Annotated in this window: 20 protein-coding genes and 2 tRNA genes; 11 read left to right on the top strand and 11 right to left on the bottom strand. The window is 41.1% G+C overall.

Features of this window, described 5'->3' with window-relative positions:
* Window positions 1-69: 69 nt before the first annotated feature.
* From QI031_RS23110 to acpP, 6 genes are all read right to left on the bottom strand, one after another.
* Window positions 70-142, bottom strand: a tRNA-Ala gene (locus QI031_RS23110).
* A 33-nt stretch (window positions 143-175) separates the two neighbouring features.
* Window positions 176-904, bottom strand: a complete 729-nt coding sequence (locus tag QI031_RS23105; RefSeq protein ID WP_281481950.1) for an HAD family hydrolase — start codon at window positions 902-904, stop codon at window positions 176-178.
* Window positions 901-1,806 (bottom strand): class I SAM-dependent methyltransferase, encoded by a 906-nt coding sequence (locus tag QI031_RS23100; RefSeq protein ID WP_281481949.1) that lies wholly within the window; start codon window positions 1,804-1,806, stop codon window positions 901-903. The genes QI031_RS23105 and QI031_RS23100 overlap by 4 nt, the downstream gene beginning before the upstream one ends.
* Window positions 1,807-1,988: 182 nt before the next feature.
* Window positions 1,989-4,001 (bottom strand): transketolase, encoded by a 2,013-nt coding sequence (gene tkt, locus QI031_RS23095; protein WP_281481948.1) that lies wholly within the window; start codon window positions 3,999-4,001, stop codon window positions 1,989-1,991.
* Between the two features lie 255 nt (window positions 4,002-4,256).
* Entirely contained in the window at window positions 4,257-5,507 is a 1,251-nt protein-coding gene (gene fabF, locus QI031_RS23090; RefSeq protein WP_281481947.1) for a beta-ketoacyl-ACP synthase II, read from the bottom strand.
* Window positions 5,508-6,002: 495 nt separating this feature from the next.
* The gene (gene acpP, locus QI031_RS23085) at window positions 6,003-6,260 is read right to left on the bottom strand and encodes an acyl carrier protein (RefSeq protein WP_281481946.1); all 258 of its coding nucleotides are present in this window, start codon (window positions 6,258-6,260) and stop codon (window positions 6,003-6,005) included.
* Window positions 6,261-6,720: 460 nt separating this feature from the next.
* Between acpP and QI031_RS23080 the strand changes: the two genes are divergently transcribed.
* A complete protein-coding gene (locus QI031_RS23080; RefSeq protein ID WP_281481945.1) occupies window positions 6,721-7,626 on the top strand; it encodes a CoB--CoM heterodisulfide reductase iron-sulfur subunit B family protein in 906 nt (301 codons plus the stop codon).
* An 81-nt stretch (window positions 7,627-7,707) separates the two neighbouring features.
* On the opposite strand, the gene QI031_RS31775 is transcribed toward QI031_RS23080, so the two are convergent.
* Both QI031_RS31775 and lpxD read right to left on the bottom strand, forming a co-directional pair.
* On the bottom strand, window positions 7,708-7,842 hold the full coding sequence (locus QI031_RS31775) for an HNH endonuclease (protein WP_425525985.1): 135 nt from the start codon (window positions 7,840-7,842) through the stop codon (window positions 7,708-7,710).
* An 83-nt stretch (window positions 7,843-7,925) separates the two neighbouring features.
* Window positions 7,926-8,972, bottom strand: coding sequence for a UDP-3-O-(3-hydroxymyristoyl)glucosamine N-acyltransferase (gene lpxD / locus QI031_RS23075; RefSeq protein ID WP_281481944.1), 1,047 nt, complete (start codon window positions 8,970-8,972; stop codon window positions 7,926-7,928).
* Window positions 8,973-9,171: 199 nt separating this feature from the next.
* Between lpxD and QI031_RS23070 the strand changes: the two genes are divergently transcribed.
* From QI031_RS23070 to QI031_RS23050, 5 genes are all read left to right on the top strand, one after another.
* Window positions 9,172-9,666, top strand: coding sequence for a hypothetical protein (locus QI031_RS23070; RefSeq protein ID WP_281481943.1), 495 nt, complete (start codon window positions 9,172-9,174; stop codon window positions 9,664-9,666).
* A 147-nt stretch (window positions 9,667-9,813) separates the two neighbouring features.
* Window positions 9,814-9,885, top strand: a tRNA-Cys gene (locus QI031_RS23065).
* Window positions 9,886-10,116: 231 nt separating this feature from the next.
* The gene (locus QI031_RS23060) at window positions 10,117-10,506 is read left to right on the top strand and encodes an Arm DNA-binding domain-containing protein (protein ID WP_281481942.1); all 390 of its coding nucleotides are present in this window, start codon (window positions 10,117-10,119) and stop codon (window positions 10,504-10,506) included.
* A gap of 8 nt (window positions 10,507-10,514) precedes the next feature.
* A complete protein-coding gene (locus QI031_RS23055; RefSeq protein ID WP_281481941.1) occupies window positions 10,515-10,709 on the top strand; it encodes a site-specific integrase in 195 nt (64 codons plus the stop codon).
* Between the two features lie 614 nt (window positions 10,710-11,323).
* Window positions 11,324-11,578 carry a hypothetical protein gene (locus QI031_RS23050; RefSeq protein WP_281481940.1) on the top strand — a complete coding sequence of 85 codons (255 nt, stop codon included), beginning with the start codon at window positions 11,324-11,326 and terminating at the stop codon, window positions 11,576-11,578.
* 147 nt (window positions 11,579-11,725) lie between these two features.
* Here the strand turns inward: QI031_RS23050 and QI031_RS23045 are convergent, their stop codons facing one another.
* Together QI031_RS23045 and xisF are read right to left on the bottom strand one after the other, a co-directional pair.
* Window positions 11,726-12,088 carry a hypothetical protein gene (locus QI031_RS23045; RefSeq protein WP_281481939.1) on the bottom strand — a complete coding sequence of 121 codons (363 nt, stop codon included), beginning with the start codon at window positions 12,086-12,088 and terminating at the stop codon, window positions 11,726-11,728.
* Between the two features lies 1 nt (window position 12,089).
* Window positions 12,090-13,562 (bottom strand): fdxN element excision recombinase XisF, encoded by a 1,473-nt coding sequence (gene xisF / locus QI031_RS23040; RefSeq protein WP_281481938.1) that lies wholly within the window; start codon window positions 13,560-13,562, stop codon window positions 12,090-12,092.
* A gap of 28 nt (window positions 13,563-13,590) precedes the next feature.
* Between xisF and QI031_RS23035 the strand changes: the two genes are divergently transcribed.
* The 3 genes from QI031_RS23035 to dpdA all read left to right on the top strand — a co-directional run bounded on the left by QI031_RS23035 (window position 13,591) and on the right by dpdA (window position 15,775).
* On the top strand, window positions 13,591-13,773 hold the full coding sequence (locus QI031_RS23035; protein ID WP_281481937.1) for a hypothetical protein: 183 nt from the start codon (window positions 13,591-13,593) through the stop codon (window positions 13,771-13,773).
* Between the two features lie 138 nt (window positions 13,774-13,911).
* The gene (locus tag QI031_RS23030) at window positions 13,912-14,127 is read left to right on the top strand and encodes a 6-pyruvoyl trahydropterin synthase family protein (protein WP_281481936.1); all 216 of its coding nucleotides are present in this window, start codon (window positions 13,912-13,914) and stop codon (window positions 14,125-14,127) included.
* A complete protein-coding gene (gene dpdA, locus QI031_RS23025) occupies window positions 14,120-15,775 on the top strand; it encodes a tRNA-guanine transglycosylase DpdA (protein WP_281481935.1) in 1,656 nt (551 codons plus the stop codon). The genes QI031_RS23030 and dpdA overlap by 8 nt, the downstream gene beginning before the upstream one ends.
* A gap of 99 nt (window positions 15,776-15,874) precedes the next feature.
* On the opposite strand, the gene QI031_RS23020 is transcribed toward dpdA, so the two are convergent.
* Window positions 15,875-16,843, bottom strand: coding sequence for a hypothetical protein (locus QI031_RS23020; protein ID WP_281481934.1), 969 nt, complete (start codon window positions 16,841-16,843; stop codon window positions 15,875-15,877).
* A 29-nt stretch (window positions 16,844-16,872) separates the two neighbouring features.
* On the opposite strand from QI031_RS23020, the gene QI031_RS23015 reads away from it, so the two are divergent.
* Both QI031_RS23015 and QI031_RS23010 read left to right on the top strand, forming a co-directional pair.
* Window positions 16,873-17,433, top strand: a complete 561-nt coding sequence (locus tag QI031_RS23015) for a hypothetical protein (RefSeq protein ID WP_281481933.1) — start codon at window positions 16,873-16,875, stop codon at window positions 17,431-17,433.
* A 117-nt stretch (window positions 17,434-17,550) separates the two neighbouring features.
* Entirely contained in the window at window positions 17,551-17,781 is a 231-nt protein-coding gene (locus tag QI031_RS23010) for a hypothetical protein (protein WP_281481932.1), read from the top strand.
* The last annotated feature ends 3 nt before the right edge of the window (window positions 17,782-17,784 follow it).

Raw genomic sequence — 17,784 nt, 5'->3', positions numbered from 1 at the left:
AAATCGACCTTAATTGGCAAAAAGCGACATTAATTTGCGAATTGCGACATATAATTTGCGAATGTACAATGGAGAATAGGGAACTCGAATCCCTGACCTCTGCGGTGCGATCGCAGCGCTCTACCAGCTGAGCTAATTCCCCTTAATTCAGCACTGAGTACTAACATAAGCTATATTAACATTCACTTACTGTCGGCTGAAGTTCTTTTTGAGAATAAACTTCCTGTACACGTTCTAGTTCCAAATCAGTCAGATAATCCACAGTCCAATTACAGCAGCGCTGGAGCATGTGAAAGGGGTATGTATTTGCCACACCCACTACTTGCATCTGCGCTCGTTTCGCCGCTTGGATGCCAGCTGGTGTATCTTCTATTGCTAGACATTCTTGTGATTGCAGATTTAATTCGGGATATTTTTGATTTAGGCGTGTGACTGCTAGCAAATAACCATCGGGTTTGGGTTTACTGGTAGTGATATCATCACCTGCAACGATCACTGGAAAATGTTCGGCTAGCTTGGCACGATGAAGTACTAGTTCTATTTCTTGGCGAATCGCACCACTGACTAAACCTAGTTTTAGGTTTCGCGATCGCACCTGATATATTAAGTCTTCTACACCTGAGTATAAAGGCAGTTTTGCTAATTTTTCTATTTCCAGCACATAAGCTTGTGCCTTGCGGTGCAGCAACTGTGTTAAATACTCTTCAGTACCGACTCTACCACGATTAGCCAGCAGTTCTTGAAAACAAGCGCGATCGCTGCGTCCTAAAGAAGCTTGACGCTCACTCACCTTTTGCGGTTGGAGATTTTCTTGAACGAGAATTTCATCTATTAGTTGTAGGTGAATGGACTCATCGTTAATGATCACACCGTTGAAATCAAATAAAACTGCCTTTATACTCATGCCTTTATGCCAAAAACTGGAGATCCTAAGTCCTCCAAATCATTATTATCTATTGATGTCGGCGTATACTGCCGTACTTGCTTTTGAGTAGCTGTATTTGTTACAGGAATAGGTTTAATACCGCTAGTTACCTGATTAATCCACCATACATCTTGAGTTTGCACTGCTTCAAACCCCGCTGCACCCATATTCGCATCTAGGTTTCCAGCAGCATAATCACGAATATATGGCTCCTCAAAAACATTATTGAGCCAATCTAACGAACGTAGAGTATTTTGATTACCATCTAAAATCAATACTTGTCCACCAGCTACCAGCAACCGGAAGCTTTCGCGCAAAATTGTTTGGGATACTACAGTTGGTGTTTCATGAAATAGCAAAGAAGCTGTGACTAAATCAAAACAAGTGTCTTGATAGCTGGTTTTTTCTGCATTTCCGTGTCGCCAGATTATATCTAAATTAGCAGTTCTAGCCTTATCTGCTGCTCTTACCAACATGTATGGTGATAAGTCCAAACCAATGACTTCTGCTTGAGGGAAGGCTTGCTTTAACATCAAAGTTGTGGAACCCGTACCACAGCCTAAATCTAATATGCGCCGGGGTTTGACCTTAACAGCATCAATTAAAGCTTGACGTACTACAGTTTCATTAGGTGGTAGAACGTATTGAGTAATCGGATCATAGGAAACTGCTGCACCAAAGTTGAGATATCCGCCTTCAATCCCGTGAAAGTTTCGGCTACTGTAATAATCAGGAATTATCACATCATTTCGCCACAAGCGATCGCTTTCTTTTTTCCAATCAATACTATCGGCGTAACGTTGTAACTTTTCCTCGTCAATGAAAAAACGTACTACCGGAGATAGAAAATTTTCCCAAATTGTCTTTTGACGAATTACCATAGGATCAAACGCAGTCTTTTTATTTACAAATTTTAAAGTATTCTCTGGCGATCGCGCTGGCATTTATATTAATTTTGATAGGCTGCGAGATCCCCGACTTCTTCAAGAAGTCGGGGATCTGACTGAAAAAAAAGTGGGCTTTTCAGCCCACCCCAAAAGATTCAGAGAACATTCAGTTGCTATTAACCCAACAATTGTTTAGCTTTAGCTAACACATTATCAACACTGAAGCCAAACTTCTCCATACATACACCGCCGGGAGCCGAAGCACCGAAGCGATCAATACTAACGGTATCGCCTTCAGTACCCACATACTTGTGCCAGCCAAAACTAGCAGCAGCTTCTACAGACAACCGCTTGGTGACAGCCTTAGGCAGAACGGACTCTTTGTAAGCTGCATCCTGGGCATCAAATAAATCGGTTGAAGGCATAGAGACAACGCGGACTTTTTTACCTTCGCTGGTCAGTTTTTCAGCTGCGGTAACACAAAGGTTTAATTCTGAACCAGTACCAATCAAGATGATATCGGGTGTACCTTGGCTATCCATTACCGTGTATCCACCCTTGGCTACATTCTCAACCGACGTACCTGCCAAATTTGGCACAGCTTGACGGGTAAAGGCCAACAAAGTCGGATCGTTTTGCTTAGCTTTCTCAATCGCCACTTTGTAAGCACCAGAACATTCGTTGCCGTCGGCAGGACGAATCACTGTGAGATTAGGAATGGCTCGCAGGGAAGCTAAAGTTTCAATTGGTTGGTGTGTGGGGCCATCTTCACCTTGCCCAATTGAGTCGTGAGTCATCACCCAAATCACGCCGGCTTGTGACAGGGCGGATAAGCGGATGGAAGCACGCATGTAGTCTGTGAAAATCAAAAAGGTAGCGCCGTAGGGAATTAATCCCGAACCATGCAGTGCAATTCCGTTACAGATTGCGCCCATACCATGTTCCCGCACACCAAAGTGGATATTGGGGTTTTCGTATTGTCCTTTTTGGAAGTCGCCTTTACCTTTGACTTCGGTGAGGTTGGAATGAGTCAAGTCAGCCGAACCACCAATTAATTCCGGTAAAACTGCCGCTAATTTGTTGAGGCAGGTTTCCGAGTGCTTACGGGTAGGTAATCCTTTGTCTTCTGCGGTGTAGGTGGGTAGCACTTGATCCCAACCGTCAGGAAGTTTACCGCTAATGTAACGTTCCAATTCAGCAGCTTCTTGGGGATATTTACTTTTGTAAGCATCAAAGGCTTTGTTCCATTCGGCTTCGTAGCTAGCACCGCGCTCAACTGCTTTACGTGTATGGTCAAGAGCGTCTTGGGGTACTGCGAAAGGTTCGTGTTCCCACTTCAGGTTGTGCCGAGTTAAAGCTACTTCGTCAGTACCCAAAGCAGAACCGTGAATACCAGCAGTATTTTGTTTGTTGGGAGCACCATAACCAATTGTGGTTGTCACCTTAATCATGGTCGGTTTATCGGTGACAGCTTTAGCTTCGTTGATTGCTTGTTCAATCGCTGCTAAATCGGTATTACCGTTTTTAACGTGTAGGACGTGCCAACCATAAGCTTCAAAACGTTTAGAAACATCTTCGGTGAATGCTACATCTGTAGAACCATCGATAGATATGTGGTTGTCGTCGTACAAAGCAATTAATTTGCCTAGTCCCAAATGCCCTGCAAAAGAACAAGCTTCACCGGAAACTCCTTCCATGTTGCAACCATCACCTAAAATTACGTAGGTGTAATGGTCAACAATTTTGGCATCGGGTTTGTTAAATTTGGCGGCAAGGTGCGCTTCTGCGATCGCTAAACCGACTCCATTGGCAATTCCTTGACCTAGTGGGCCTGTGGTAACTTCCACGCCTTCGGTCATAAAGTTTTCGGGGTGTCCTGGGGTTTTGGATTCCCACTGACGGAACTGCTTAATATCTTCCATACTCACGCTGTCAAAGCCTGTCAAATAAAGCAGGGCATACAGCAACATCGAGCCATGACCAGCAGACAAGATAAAGCGATCGCGGTTGAACCATTTGGGATTTTTGGGGTTATATCGCATAAAGCGATCCCAAAGTACGAAAGCCATCGGAGCCGCGCCCATCGGCAGTCCTGGGTGTCCCGATTTGGCTTTTTCTACGGCATCAACAGCCAAAAAGCGAATCGAGTTAATACAAAGTTCTTCGAGGGATTGGGTTGCAACAGCCATAATCTCTTGTTCTTAACGACGGGTTAGTACTCTTCGTAGCTCTCACTCTTGCCGGGGTTGTTTTTAGATTCCCCGCAGTATCTTCATCATCCCATTCTGGATTGTTGATCTACAAGCGGGATCTCCTGAGTTTCTGGTGATAAATCAAGCTGATAATTTGGTCATGCTGAACGCCTATTTTATCAGGAAATGATCTCTGTGATACTTTTCAATCCTTGGTTTGGACAGAATTGACCAGTGGCAAAATGGGGAATTTTAGGGGTATTTTTTAAAAGCTAAGGTGACATTATGACCACCAAATCCAAAAGAATTGGATAGTGCTACTGCAACTTCTTGAGCGCGACTATGATGAGGAACGTAATCTAGATCACATTCTGGATCAGGATTTTCGAGGTTCAAAGTTGGAGGAATTTGATCGTTAGCGATCGCCAATACAGTGGCGACTGCCTCGATACCACCAGAACCACCCAACAAATGACCAGTCATGGATTTTGTGGAGCTAATAGCTACTTTATAAGCATGTTCACCCAAAGCTGTTTTCATTGCGGCAGTTTCAGTTGAATCATTCGCTGGGGTACTAGTGCCATGAGCGTTGATATAGCTAATTTGTTCTGGAGTGATGCCTGCATCCTTCATGGCTAATCGTATAGCTCTGGCGGCTCCTTCTCCACCGGGAACTGGGGAGGTGATATGGTAAGCATCACAAGTCATGCCATAACCGATCATTTCCGCATAAATATGAGCGCCGCGACTAATGGCATATTGGAGTTCTTCTAAAATCAAAATTCCTGCACCTTCACCCATGACAAAGCCATCGCGATCGCGGTCAAAGGGACGGCAAGCATGAGCCGGGTCATCATTGCGAGTTGAAAGCGCTCTGGCTGCGGCAAATCCTGCCACAGACAAGGGTGTAACTGCCGCTTCGCACCCTCCGCAAATCATCGCTTGGGCATAGCCTCCTTGAATTAAGCGAAAAGCATCTCCGATGGCGTTGGAACCAGCGGCACAGGCAGTTACAGCGCAGGTATTTGGCCCTTTAGCACCAGTATGAATCGCTGTTAACCCAGCTGCCATATTAGCAATCATCATCGGAATCATGAATGGGCTACAGCGATCAGGCCCACGGTTTAAATAGATTGTTTGCTGGTCTTCTAAAACCTTAATACCGCCAATCCCAGAACCAATTATTACCCCTACCTGTTCGGCGTTCAGTTCATTAATGACTAATTTCGAGTCCGATACGGCTTGTTTGGCAGCTGATACCCCAAATTGGGCAAATCGATCCATACGCTTAGCTTCTTTGCGATCCATGTATTCATGAGGATCGAAGTTTTTCACCTCACCAGCAATGTGACAATCGTGGCCAGATGCATCAAACGAGGTGATCTTATCAATGCCATTACGCCCACTTAATAATCCTTCCCAATATTCTGCGGGTGTGTTACCAATAGGTGTAATCGCGCCAATACCAGTTACAACAACGCGCTTACGTTTATAATCTGTCATGACTCAGTTAAAGGTGGCGAGAAAGCTGCTATCTATACAATAAAATACAGTGCTGAGTTCCAAGTCCTGAGGAAGCAGCGCCGTCAAGCCTGCGGTATAGCTACGCTTAGCGCCCAGCGTCTCTTCTTGGGAGAAGTTTGCTTGGAGGAGCCAGTGTGGTCTTGGGAAGCCACTACGTTGGGCGGGCAATGCCTGACTTGTAGACGCTTCTGTGGCTTTCCCACAGGGCAGCAAGTGGCGTGGTCTCCCTGATGATAACTGGCGTTGGAAATCCTCCGACGCTTGCAGACTCGCTCTAATGCAAAGAAGTAAGCTACGCGTAGCGTCTCGTTAGAGAAGCTATGCCGCAGGCTTTACGGCATAGCTACGCTTAGGGCGAAGTCTCTTATAAAGAAGGCTTGACGCAGGGCGCTAAGAGCGCTTTGCTTTGCTAACGCTATGGCAACTTCTCTGTTGAATTGTTCGCTGGCTCCTCAGGACTCAGAACTCGGTTTTTTAGGCGGATGCAGCAACTTTGTTGTTGATGTAATCCACGGCTTCTTGAACTGTTGTAATTTTTTCGGCGGCTTCATCAGGAATTTCGATATCAAATTCTTCTTCCAAAGCCATGACTAATTCAACAGTATCTAAGGAATCTGCCCCTAGATCGTTGGCAAAATTGGATTTAGGTGTGATTGTTTCAGCTTCAACACTGAGTTGATCGGCGACGATCTTCTTGACTTTTGCAAAAATTTCTGTTTCTGTTTGGCTCATAGATAAAAGTCCTTGACCAGTTGCTACTATCTGCTGTTTACGGGCGACGTGCTTTTGAGCATATACATCTTATCGTCAAGCGCGATCGCCCGTATACTAGCAAGGGTTTTTCTCAAAGAAAACCTTATTTCCCTTTCTGTTAAAGACGGGACAACTCCTCAAAGAGCAGTTGGATACTAGGAGGCGCTATTCGATAGTTAGTATGTTGCCAAAGCATTTTTATCAAGAAAATGCCAGATACTTGCCTTTTTAGAGCAAGTTTGGTCATTAGAGTTGGCTATGCGATCGCATAACACAGTGTGTAAATGCTTCTGTTTACTAATTGTTACTAAATTTTGGGATGAATGTCCAAATTAAAGATACATTCCCTGATGAGAGTTACTTGTTAAGAATGATAAAACAGTCACCTGAAGAATTGTTATATTGTCGGGGGCGGCTGCCTTAATCCCAACATATTTATATGCTATCTCACTCACTAAAATACGCTTACTTTCCTGGTTGTGTTGCCCAAGGAGCTTGCAGGGAACTTTACTTGTCAACTCAAGCCCTCACTAAAGCATTGGGTATTCAATTAATTGAACTCAAAAAAGCTGCTTGCTGCGGTTCTGGTACGTTTAAAGAAGATTCTCAATTATTGGAAGATACTGTTAATGCGAGAAATATTGCCTTAGCAGAAGAGTTAAATTTACCTTTACTAACTCATTGCAGCACCTGTCAAGGTGTGATTGGTCATGTGGATGAACGCTTGAAGGAATGCCAAAAGACTAACCCCGCCTACATTGAGCAGGTAAATGGCTTATTACATAAAGAAAGCTGTTTACCTTATTGCGGTAGTACCGAAGTTAAACATCTGCTTTATGCTTTAGTTAAAGATTATGGTTTAGAAGAAATTTTTCAACGTGTCACGCGTAAATTGACTGGATTAAAATGTGCAGCTTTTTATGGCTGTTATCTCCTCCGCGCTCAAAAGTCTATGCCTGACGATGACCCTTTTCACCCAGAAGCAATGGAAAATATATTTCGTGCAGTGGGTGCAACGCCAATTTATTACCGCGGTCGTACCCAATGCTGCGGTTGGCCGCTTTCTAGTTACGCTACTACCCAGTCTTTCAAGATGGCGGGGATGCATATTCAAGATGCTTTAGCAGCTGGTGCTGATTGTATAGTTACTCCTTGTCCTCTATGCCATCTGAATTTAGATTCACGTCAGCCGGAGGTAGAAAAGGTGATTGAGCAGAGGCTAGGTTTACCAATATTGCATTTACCTCAGTTAATTGCTTTGGCGTTAGGAGTTAGCCCCAAAGAACTGGGCTTAGAACGTCATATTGTTTCCACAAAACCAGTATTGGAGAAATTAGGATTTTAGTTTTTGGAGTTGACTCAATATCGCTGGCTAAGGTCGGAGTGTCGCCACTCCGCCTCGCCTACAAAACCGGACATGAGACTTTCACCTCATCCGGCTTTTCGGTGACTTAGGTGGTTGACAGTTACCACCTCCAACCAAACCATCTTTGGTTGTTTTAGCATCATGGCAATGCTTGTGTAGAAGTTGGAGATTTTTGTATTCATCTGAACGAAACAATCAAGCTTTCAAAGCCTCTCTCACTTTGAGGCAGAGGAATGGAAGCGGGGTTTTTTAGAGCCGTCGAACTCACGTCACGTTAATTAATCATTATTAAATTTGCGTTGCAATTGTTTTAAAGTTTGATACATTTCTGGCAAGCGGTTATAGATAGCAGATGCCTTAAGATATAGTTTATGGCTAACTGCTGGCATCCCAGAAACAATTTCTCCTGGTGCGACATCATGATGGATTCCGGCTTTAGCAGAAGCGATCGCTCCGTCGCCGATTTTCACCTGATTCGCAATTCCTGATTGTCCTGCCAAAATTACGCGATTTCCTAATTTTACGCCTCCTGCCATGCCGGCTTGACCTGCGATCGCACAGCCAGAACCGATGTGACAACCATGACCTATTTGGACTAAGTTATCAATTATGGTGTTGCGACCTACCCGTGTTTCGCCTACAGTGGGGCGATCAATGGCACTATTGCTGCCAATTTCTACACTATCTTCGATCACGGTACGACCAGATTGTTCAATTTTGAACCAGCCTGTACGGGTAGGTACAAAACCAAAACCTTCTGCACCAATGACAGTTCCACTATGAATTACACAATCTGCACCAATTTGGGTGCGTTCGTGGATGGTACAGTTAGCGTGTAAGGTAGTGTGATCGCCTATTATCGCGCCTGGATAAATCACTACGTTAGGATGAATAATTGCACTATTGCCAATTTCCACCTGTTGCTGAATTACAACATGAGGACCAATATAAACATCACTACCAACCTTTGCTGTGGGATGAATGACAGCCGTGGGATGTATTTCTGGGTCAGGGCGATATGGTTGGTAGAATAAAGTAATAGCTTTCGCAAACAGCAGCCGCGGATCTGAGGTGGTTATCCAAGCAATACCTCTTTCTTGTGCTTGTAATTGTAATTTGTTGTCTTGGGGCAAGATTAAAGCACTAGCATTTGTTGTACTTATAAGAAATGCAAATTTTGCTCCTTCTACGTAGCTAAGAGTACCATTTGTAGCTTCGTCTAAAGCAGTTAATCCTGTAATTTCCGGATCGTATTCTTGATTTACATTCAGGCTATGTTCACTAGTGGTGTCAGCAAGTTGGTTCAAAATTTGGCTAAATTTCATATATTGCTTTCAGAAATCATTTACTAAAGCAATATATAGCAGGGGAGCAGTGATAACTGATAACTAACTGTTCATACCCTATGCTCACAAGGGGATGGAGTTTTCTATATTCTGCAAATTTAGTCAATTCCTCTCATCTTGGGAACTTGGTGTGTAAAATTCATGTCTTCCAAAACACTGAGAAACGAATATAATCACAATGTCAAAAACAGCTTTAAATAGAGGAATCAGATTATCGTTGTCGCTAGTTACACTCTGCTGCACATCTGCAAGTCATGTTGTAGCTAATGCTCAAGAAGTATCACCCATATTTGGAGATGTCACTATTAATCAGCAATTTTCCCCAGATCCTTGGGTACTTAAAGGAATGAGTGGTGGCTCAGAATCTAGTAACCAAATTTCTGAAAGGTCTGAAACAGCTACTGGTCCATGTACCGGATTTGTCGATGAAACACCAGACCATACATTGGCATTAACAAGTAAATTTGACTACTTGAAATTGCAAGTAGAAAGCCCTCAAGATACCACAATTATGATTAAAGGGCCTGGCGGTACTTGGTGCAATGACGATTTTGATGGCAAAAATCCCGGTATAGTTGGCGAATGGTTACCCGGAAATTACCAAATTTGGGTAGGTTCATACGAAAAAGGCAAGTATTTTCCTTATATATTAAAAATTACAGAAATTAAGTAAGTAAAGGAAAACGGAAAGACATCCAGAATTTCAAATATATGAAAGGACAATTGGTAATTTACTAACGATGTTTACCTTATGAGCCTATGCTATCATTGTGATCTACAATAGTTGCTCAGCTAGTGTAGTTTAGTAAAACTAAGTTATGGCGGCATAGCCAAGTGGTAAGGCAGAGGTCTGCAAAACCTCCATCCCCCGGTTCAAATCCGGGTGCCGCCTTTTAAGAATATAAACATTACAGGGCTTTCCAGCCTTTTTTTATTGGGCGTTAAAGGTTTTGTTTTCCAAGCTTTCTACAATTTTTGGGGTTATTTTGGGTAGTTTGGGGAAACAACTGGGGTAAAACTGGGGTAAAAATGTAAGGCAAAGGTTTTTACCCCAATAAAGATTTCTGGGGTAAAACTGGGGTAAAGTAAAAGGATAAAGGTGTTTACCCCAGTCAATTACCTTATGGAATCTCAAAAATCTCAAAGTATTGCCCCTAGGCGTTCAGTGCAGATAAAGAACTCTAACGGCAGTCTCCAATTAGTTTTTTCCCACCCTATTATTACGCCGACGGGAGAGCTAAAAACCAAGCGTTTCTACCTTTCTACGGGACAATATGATACGCCTTTAGGCAGACATCAGGCATCGACTTTAGCGGCAAAAATCCAGAGGGATATTGATTATGGTGAGTTTGATGCCAGTTTGGTTAAGTACAAACCAGCAGCATCATTAACTACTGTTACCCCAATTACCTCAGTTCCACCTTCAGCTACCCCTCAATTTGACTTGGGAGAATTATGGGAAAAATACACTGAGTTTAAAAAACCACAAGTTAGCCCTTCGACTTACGCTTAGATGGAATCGTGACTCAACTTGTAAAGCAGGGTTTAGTCAGCGAATATCGTAAACCTTACCAATGTAGGCATACCTTTATCACTCTTTGTTTGGAAGCTGATATTGATGCGAAGGATGTAGGAAGGTGGGTTGGCAACTCTCCAGAAATTATTTACAAGCATTACGCAGGTAATAAACGTAACTTACAGGTGCCAAAGTTATAAATTTGTTGAATTATAACAACCGTCACATCAAATCTGTGATTGCCTGGACTAAAACTGAGAAATCATTGCTATAATCTTTTATTCAATACGGGTTATATCGTGTCCGGTTCAAGACTTATCATGAATACCGCAGGGGGAGCAGAGGAGAAGTTCTTGAGTTTTCTGCATAGATGCAGGAATTATAACTAATCAGCCGGACATGATATCACTTAAGGCTCAAACTATTTACACGGACAAATTTTTTAACTAACCGTATTAGATGGGAAGCGGCTTGCCGCAGGGTAGAACGCGAAGAACGCAGAGAAAAGAAAGACGTAACTGAACTGTATTGGATTATAAGCTATTAAACCGCTCTGACTGAACAGTAAGATTGTCGCGCCTGGGGTGTGATCGCACAATTAAGGGCGAGGGTAGGGCTAGCCGCGCTCACTCAAAAAAGGTGATGACCCAACAGTGTTAATGGTTGTGCGCTCTACCGCACGTTGCAGGAATACTAAATTATGAGATGCGATCGCTAATTTTCGGTATGATAGCTTTATAAGTTGTCACCCGTGCATTATTCAACTCGTCCTTATGATTGCAGCCAAAACGCCCACTAGAAGACACTGGGAACTGTGATTACCCAAAGCTTTTTATCTAGCCTTGAAGAATCGAATGCAGCAACCAATAATCCAAGCGATAATCAAACTTTACAAGGTAAAGAACCACTTAAACATCTGTTGATTGGTTCTTCTAAAGCCGTTACTAGCACAATTCACTACTTGCAGGTTATTGGCTATGCAAATGTTGGGGATTGGAGTCCTTTACTACCTAGTCCTAATCCTGGTGAAGTTATGAGTATTTTGAATAGACCTATTGCGGTGCAATAAGCACAGTTACTTCGTGTAACTAAAAAATTGACTCCTAGAGGGGTCAATTTTTTAGCTAAATATTTTGTGTGCCTTGTGTGCGATCGCAGCAAAGATAAACTCCAAAGTATGACTGCGCTCCAATAAAGTCCATGAGTTATTTTATGGTTAAGGTTGGGAAGGTAACAAATCCTGTAACTCTACAAAATTTAGTTGTTCCAGTTGCACAAGTCGTTGGTCAACAAGTTCCATAAATTGCTGAAAATGTGGACAACCATAACATACCTTGTCATCGCCAGGAATAGCGCACTTACAGCTGTGAGTGGCAATAATTTCTTTAAAGTAATAGTTACACCGGATACAATAACAAACGCGGCTGTCCTGACTCTGGTGAGGGGTGAAAAATCCTGGAGAGTGGCATTTAGGACACTTAGGTTTACTTAAATCTTCAGGCTGCCACTCCTTCAAAACCAGTTGTGAAGCAACTTGAAACCTCAACTGCTTCAGCCGTAGAAGTTCAATCGCATTCATCTTAATTCTCCGGTTTTACAGCAGGAGAATTTTTAAACACAATGGATTCAACTTGACCATCACGAAGAAAAATCCTGTGTACGATGCGGCGGTATATCTGAACCTTCTCATTATTAGACAGCGTTCTCCAAACACCCAAGTTGTTCCCTACTCGAATAATTTCCTCAACAGTCTTGTCCTTAAGGCATTGTGATTGAAAGAAATTGATTTCCTCCTCAATTTGGCGTTTTAAATCTGCCTTGAGTTCTTCCGCACCAGGGTTAAATCCCGGAAACTGCTCTAGAAAGGCAAGCTGTCCCTCCAGTTGTTGCAACCGCTCAGTTTTAAAAGGAAGCACCTGGGTGGTATTGCCCTGCTCCTGAGTCAGATTTTGAGATTTTTCCAATAATGTTGTAATCAGTGCTTCCTCAATGTCAGGTTGTAGAACGTTTTTAGAGTTCTTGCAACCAACACCAGCGTGTCGGCAAGCATAGTATCGATACTGATAAGAGGAAGTATACACTCCCTTATGAGTACACCGAGAACCACATTCCCCGCAATAAACTAACCCAATTTGATAAGCATAGGGGCGATATCCTTCTTGACGTTGCGTAGTTCCAAACGCTCCGCCGCACATTTGAATGTTGGCTTGAATGGTATGCTGAATTTCTTCAGCTTCCCCATCCCTTAAAAGCCGTTGGTCAAGATGGGTGTTGCGTATAATATGCCACTGGTCACGGGGCTTGCGCCTTCTTTTACCATCAATAGATTGCTCGTACTTGCTATAGCTAGTATGTCCATCCAGAACGGGATTTTGAAGCCACAGCGAAAAACCTGGTTTACTCCAGTGAAAAACTTTGTCTGTGCCATTAGACTTCGCTTTAGTCTTGCAAATCCCATATTTTTCAAAAATTTTCTTGAGTGCAGGAGTTACACCTTTTACTTGGAGAAAAATTTCAATACAGTCCCTGGCAATTTCAGCTACTGTTCGATGAGGTAAATCGGAAATTGCATTTTCATCTATGGCATTAGAGTAAAAATCTCGATAGTTTTCGGGTCTGTCAGTCAATAAACAGAGAAAAGGAGTTAAATCCAAAAAATATTTGCGTTCAATCACAATCAAACCAAACGGACAAGAACCATTAGCCCAAACTTGTTTTCGTTGGTGTTCTTTACCGCGTTTTATCCGCTCTGACAGTAAATCTACTTCCCATTCAGCCAGTACACCCAGCATATTCAGCATAAGTTTACCTTGCGGTGTACTCAAATCTAATTTCTGGTCAAGAATCACCAAGTTGACATCATATTTCTGAAGGATGTCAACAATTTTTCTTAGCGTAGGTAAAGAGCGTGTAATGCGATCTATTCGAGTAATAATGACTTTCCGAACTTTTCCCGCTTCCACAAGCTGAATTAATTCTTGATACTGAAGGCGTTCGTCCTTCTTGCCTTTTTCAACATCACAAAGAATATGCTTTGCTCCAGCATCCTTCAATCTAGCAATTTGTTGTTCTAAAGCATTTGTGTTTTCGGCTTGTTCATTAAGAATTAAAAGATTTTTTCCCCAGGAAATATTAGCTCTCCAAACAGCCAGAGAAGCAGGTTTAATTATTGACTACTATAAGTTAGAAACTGGCTGGTTTCAAGTATTTATTACAGGTGAAGATAAGCCTGTAAGCATTAGTAAATCAAATGTAATTAGTTGAGTACAAGAACAAGAAAGACTCAACTGCGTAACTACGCAAACCACCACAATCATCTAACACCTCAGCTTTCAAATTAATCTAAAAAAGCATAAGCTGTATTTGTCGCGGCTTGTAAAGGAGGTAGAAAGACGGACTGGCGTGGCACAAGTAAATTCTGATGTAAGTGCTTGGTTCAGATGGGAACGCAAGCAAAGGATTGCAATGACTTACTTGCCTCATTTGTACGAAACGACAGCGGAGATGATTGCCAAATACATTTATGACGTAACTAAGAAGCAAGTACCATCTGATTTGCAGCTAAAGGTTGCAGTGTCAGAAACTCCTAATTCTTGGGTAGAGTATGAAGATGATTAAATCTATTCCAACAAAAACCTTGGTTTCAAATAGCACAATTTCACGCCTTCGTACACTAATTATTACTTCTTGTACTGGAAAAAAGCTTTATAACCCAACAAATCAGCTAACAATAGAGGATTTTAAAGACACAGAGAGATTAAGAGAACGCACACAATCACTTTTAGAATTCTCTTGTCCGTCTGTCCAGATGTACACAGGGCTGCAACATCTACGGCTAATGGAGGGGGTGGATATCCTGAGATCGCGCTTTGGAAGAGAAGTGGTAGATGTAAAAATCATTTCAGCAGCTTATGGACTAATCTCTGAAGACAAAGTTATTGTCCCTTATACGGTTACTTTCAACTCAATGAAAAATGATGAAATTTCTTCATGGGCAAATTTTATCGGAATACATAAAGATTTCCAGGAAGCAGTTATTGGATATGATTTAGTATTTGTCTTATTAGGAGATAAATACATACGCGTTTTAAACTTACCAATTAAAACTAATCCCAAACAGACTTTTATTTTCTTAGCTTCTAATAAAAGTAGAAATCTTGTGGTTTTAGGAGATGCCAATTTTGAATTGTTCACGTTTTCTAATGCAGATGCATCACGATTTGGCTGTGCTTTAGTAGGATTAAAAGGACAATTACTTAAGTTAATTGCTACTGAAATTAGACAAAAACCTAACTTATTGTCAGAGATATATAACAACCCCAAAATATTAGATAAACTTTTAAATAATCAGCCCCAAAAATTAGAACTTCCTTTAGGGATTTCTGTAGCTACAGCAAAAAAATCAAATATTAAAAATAAAAAACCGAAAAGAGCAATAACAGACTTAGATGAATTTTTGAATTTACCAAGAGCAGTTAATACACATTTTAGAATGAAATATTTCATTCCAGAATGGGATGATAAGGTAGATATTGGATATAATTTTTTACTAGATGAATCTAGTCTAAATCGAAATGCATATAGAGATGATGTATATGCTCATGAAATATATTCACAGCCTAATTATGACGGTATTCTGGTATCGAAAGTAGTTGTTGATAAGATAAAAAATAAAAGAGCAGATATAGAGAAATTAGGAGGTATCCGTAATTTTGTAAGATTCCCAGGTGAAATTATGGGAGATTGCGGAGCTTTTGGATATATTAAACTCGAAGCACCTCCTTATAATACTGTAGAAATTTTAGATTATTATCAAAAATTAAAATTCGATTATGGAGTAAGTATTGACTATTTAATTGTAGGGACATTTGCCGAGCCTGGAGTTAGAGAGAAGCGATATGATCTGACTTTGCAAAATGCAGAGGAATTTATATCTAAACATCAAAAAATTGGATATACTTTTACTCCTATTGGTGTAGCTCAAGGTTGGAACCCTGAAACTTACGCTGATGCAGTAAAAAAACTAGTTGAAATGGGATATGACTATATCGCTATAGGGGGAGTTGCCAGAACCCCAACTATAGAAATTCTAGAAATATTGAAAGAAGTTTATCAACATTTAACACCGAACACCAGATTACATTTATTTGGCGTAGGGCGTATTGATGCTCTTCCTTATTTCCGCCATTTGGGAGTAACCAGTTTTGATTCAGCAAGTCCATTACGTAAAGCTTGGTTTGATGCAGTAGAAAACTATCATACTTGAAGTGGTAAAGCTTATGCTGCTGTGCGTATTCCTTTTGTAGATAAGCAATCACCACGAATTAAACATTTTACGAAAGCGGTTTTAGAGTTATTATTTCGACTATTTAAACCATGAGGGTGGTAATAAAAATACAGCCCCATTAGGGTGAACGTTAATACTATTGGAGTGATGATTAATCCACTCATTAAATATAACTGCTATCTCTGGGGATTCATTATATTTGTAATGAGTCATAGCTAAACTTTGAGTGAGATGATTATGAGCGTTACGACCATCAAAACGACTATCTGTTCCATCCAGAGTTACATAAAGCTCTACTGTCATTTCCACTCTGTTGATATAACCAAGGTTAGTAACATTAGGATTAAACACAGATGGAATAGCTATATAAGCGCAGAATTTTGACGGAGCAAAACTTTTGGAGTATGGATCAAAAACAAAGTAAGTAATTGTGCGCTTTCCCCATAATTTTTTTCCTTGAAGGGTTTCTAAATCATTATTCCATTGTCGAAGGTTAAGCATGACATCCATCATGTCACTTACGAAATGAATGCGGCGAGATAAAGCAGTCAAAATTGTTGCTGAAATAGACATAGCACGTTCAATTTCAGGTTCGACTGCAAGACCAAGGTTTGTTAGGCTTTTCAAGTTCAAATGATTGAGACGCTGAATTTCTTCTCTAGCTATCTGTGGAAACAGTACCGTTTGAAAAGCACTCATACCTATATGACGCATCAATAAAATAGTATTTGCTGCCAAATTCCGCCGTCCACGAGCTACATGAGGACTAACCATGCTAATAAAACTGTCAGTTTCTTGCTGTGGCTTAAATAAGTGAGCAGTAGCAAATTTAGCATGGTTTGCCACTGGATCTGCTCTGCTAATCTCGAACTCAATCCATAGCCGCCTCGAACCATCTTGACGTTCTAGCAGAACATCTACACGAGGATCATAGCCTAAGAAATTTGTCAATTCCTTGGGCAATATGGCGCTCTCATGACGACCTACCCATCCAGGGTAAGATCGTCGGATAAACTCTTGCTGAAGGTAAGATGTTAGTACACCCATAATTTAAAAATTTCAAATTATCGAGAGTTATGAATGAATCGAAATCAATCGATTTTATAGAACTTCTGCTGAATGATGAAGTTGGAACATCAGTTTGGAACTGGGTAAAAAAAGATCAGCGTTCTGAGTATTATTTTATTCCAGTTGTTACTGAAAACAACCGTCTCACTACTGATTACTCTCCAATGTTTCTATTTAAAATGAACCCTGGAGAGAGTTGGGGACTCGGTGAAAGAGTGCAAATTCAATTAAAAGCAGGAACTTTCAAATATCAAGGAGTAGTAGCAGTATATTTATTATTTTTATTTCCTGGTATTGACTTTATACATGAAGTTTGGATTAACCATTACACAAATTTGCAAAATACTCATTCACCTCTGTTTGAACTACAGCAAATGAAGCAGATTAGTTTACTTTTATATGAGGTTTCTGACCAACCAGAGCGGGTTATCAAAATAGCTAATAATCTTGATTGGGCTAAACTAATTGCTAATATACAAAAAGCTTCTCCTTGGACAGATATTCAATTTGACACTGCTAAAACAGCAGCACCTCCATCTTATTTTCTCTGGCATCTTAAAAGCTTGTAAGCCATAGCACTTTTAGCAATTAAATTAGACAGAAATAATAACGTGCATTCATTAATGCTTGTATACAAGCTTATTTAATAAAATAATAACAGAGTAGTTTTAGTAGAGTCAAAAACCTTGCCACAACCAGTACGAGTTCCAGATGAAATCTACGCAATTTTGCAGCAGATCAAGTTTTCGCTTGATCCTGAGTACATGAAAGCTGCGCCAAGCGTACAAGATATGGTAAACGTTGCTTTGAAACGATTTATTGAAGACTGGGAACACCCTGATAGTCAAACTCAGCTACTAAACGAGCTTCTAGAACAGCGTCAGATAGCACGATCGCGCATGGGAAACACTAGGTAATAG

This window comes from Halotia branconii CENA392, from assembly GCF_029953635.1.
Lineage (GTDB): Bacteria > Cyanobacteriota > Cyanobacteriia > Cyanobacteriales > Nostocaceae > Halotia > Halotia branconii.
Note: the sequence above shows the minus strand (reverse complement) of the source record. Positions and strands in the feature narration are given on the sequence as shown.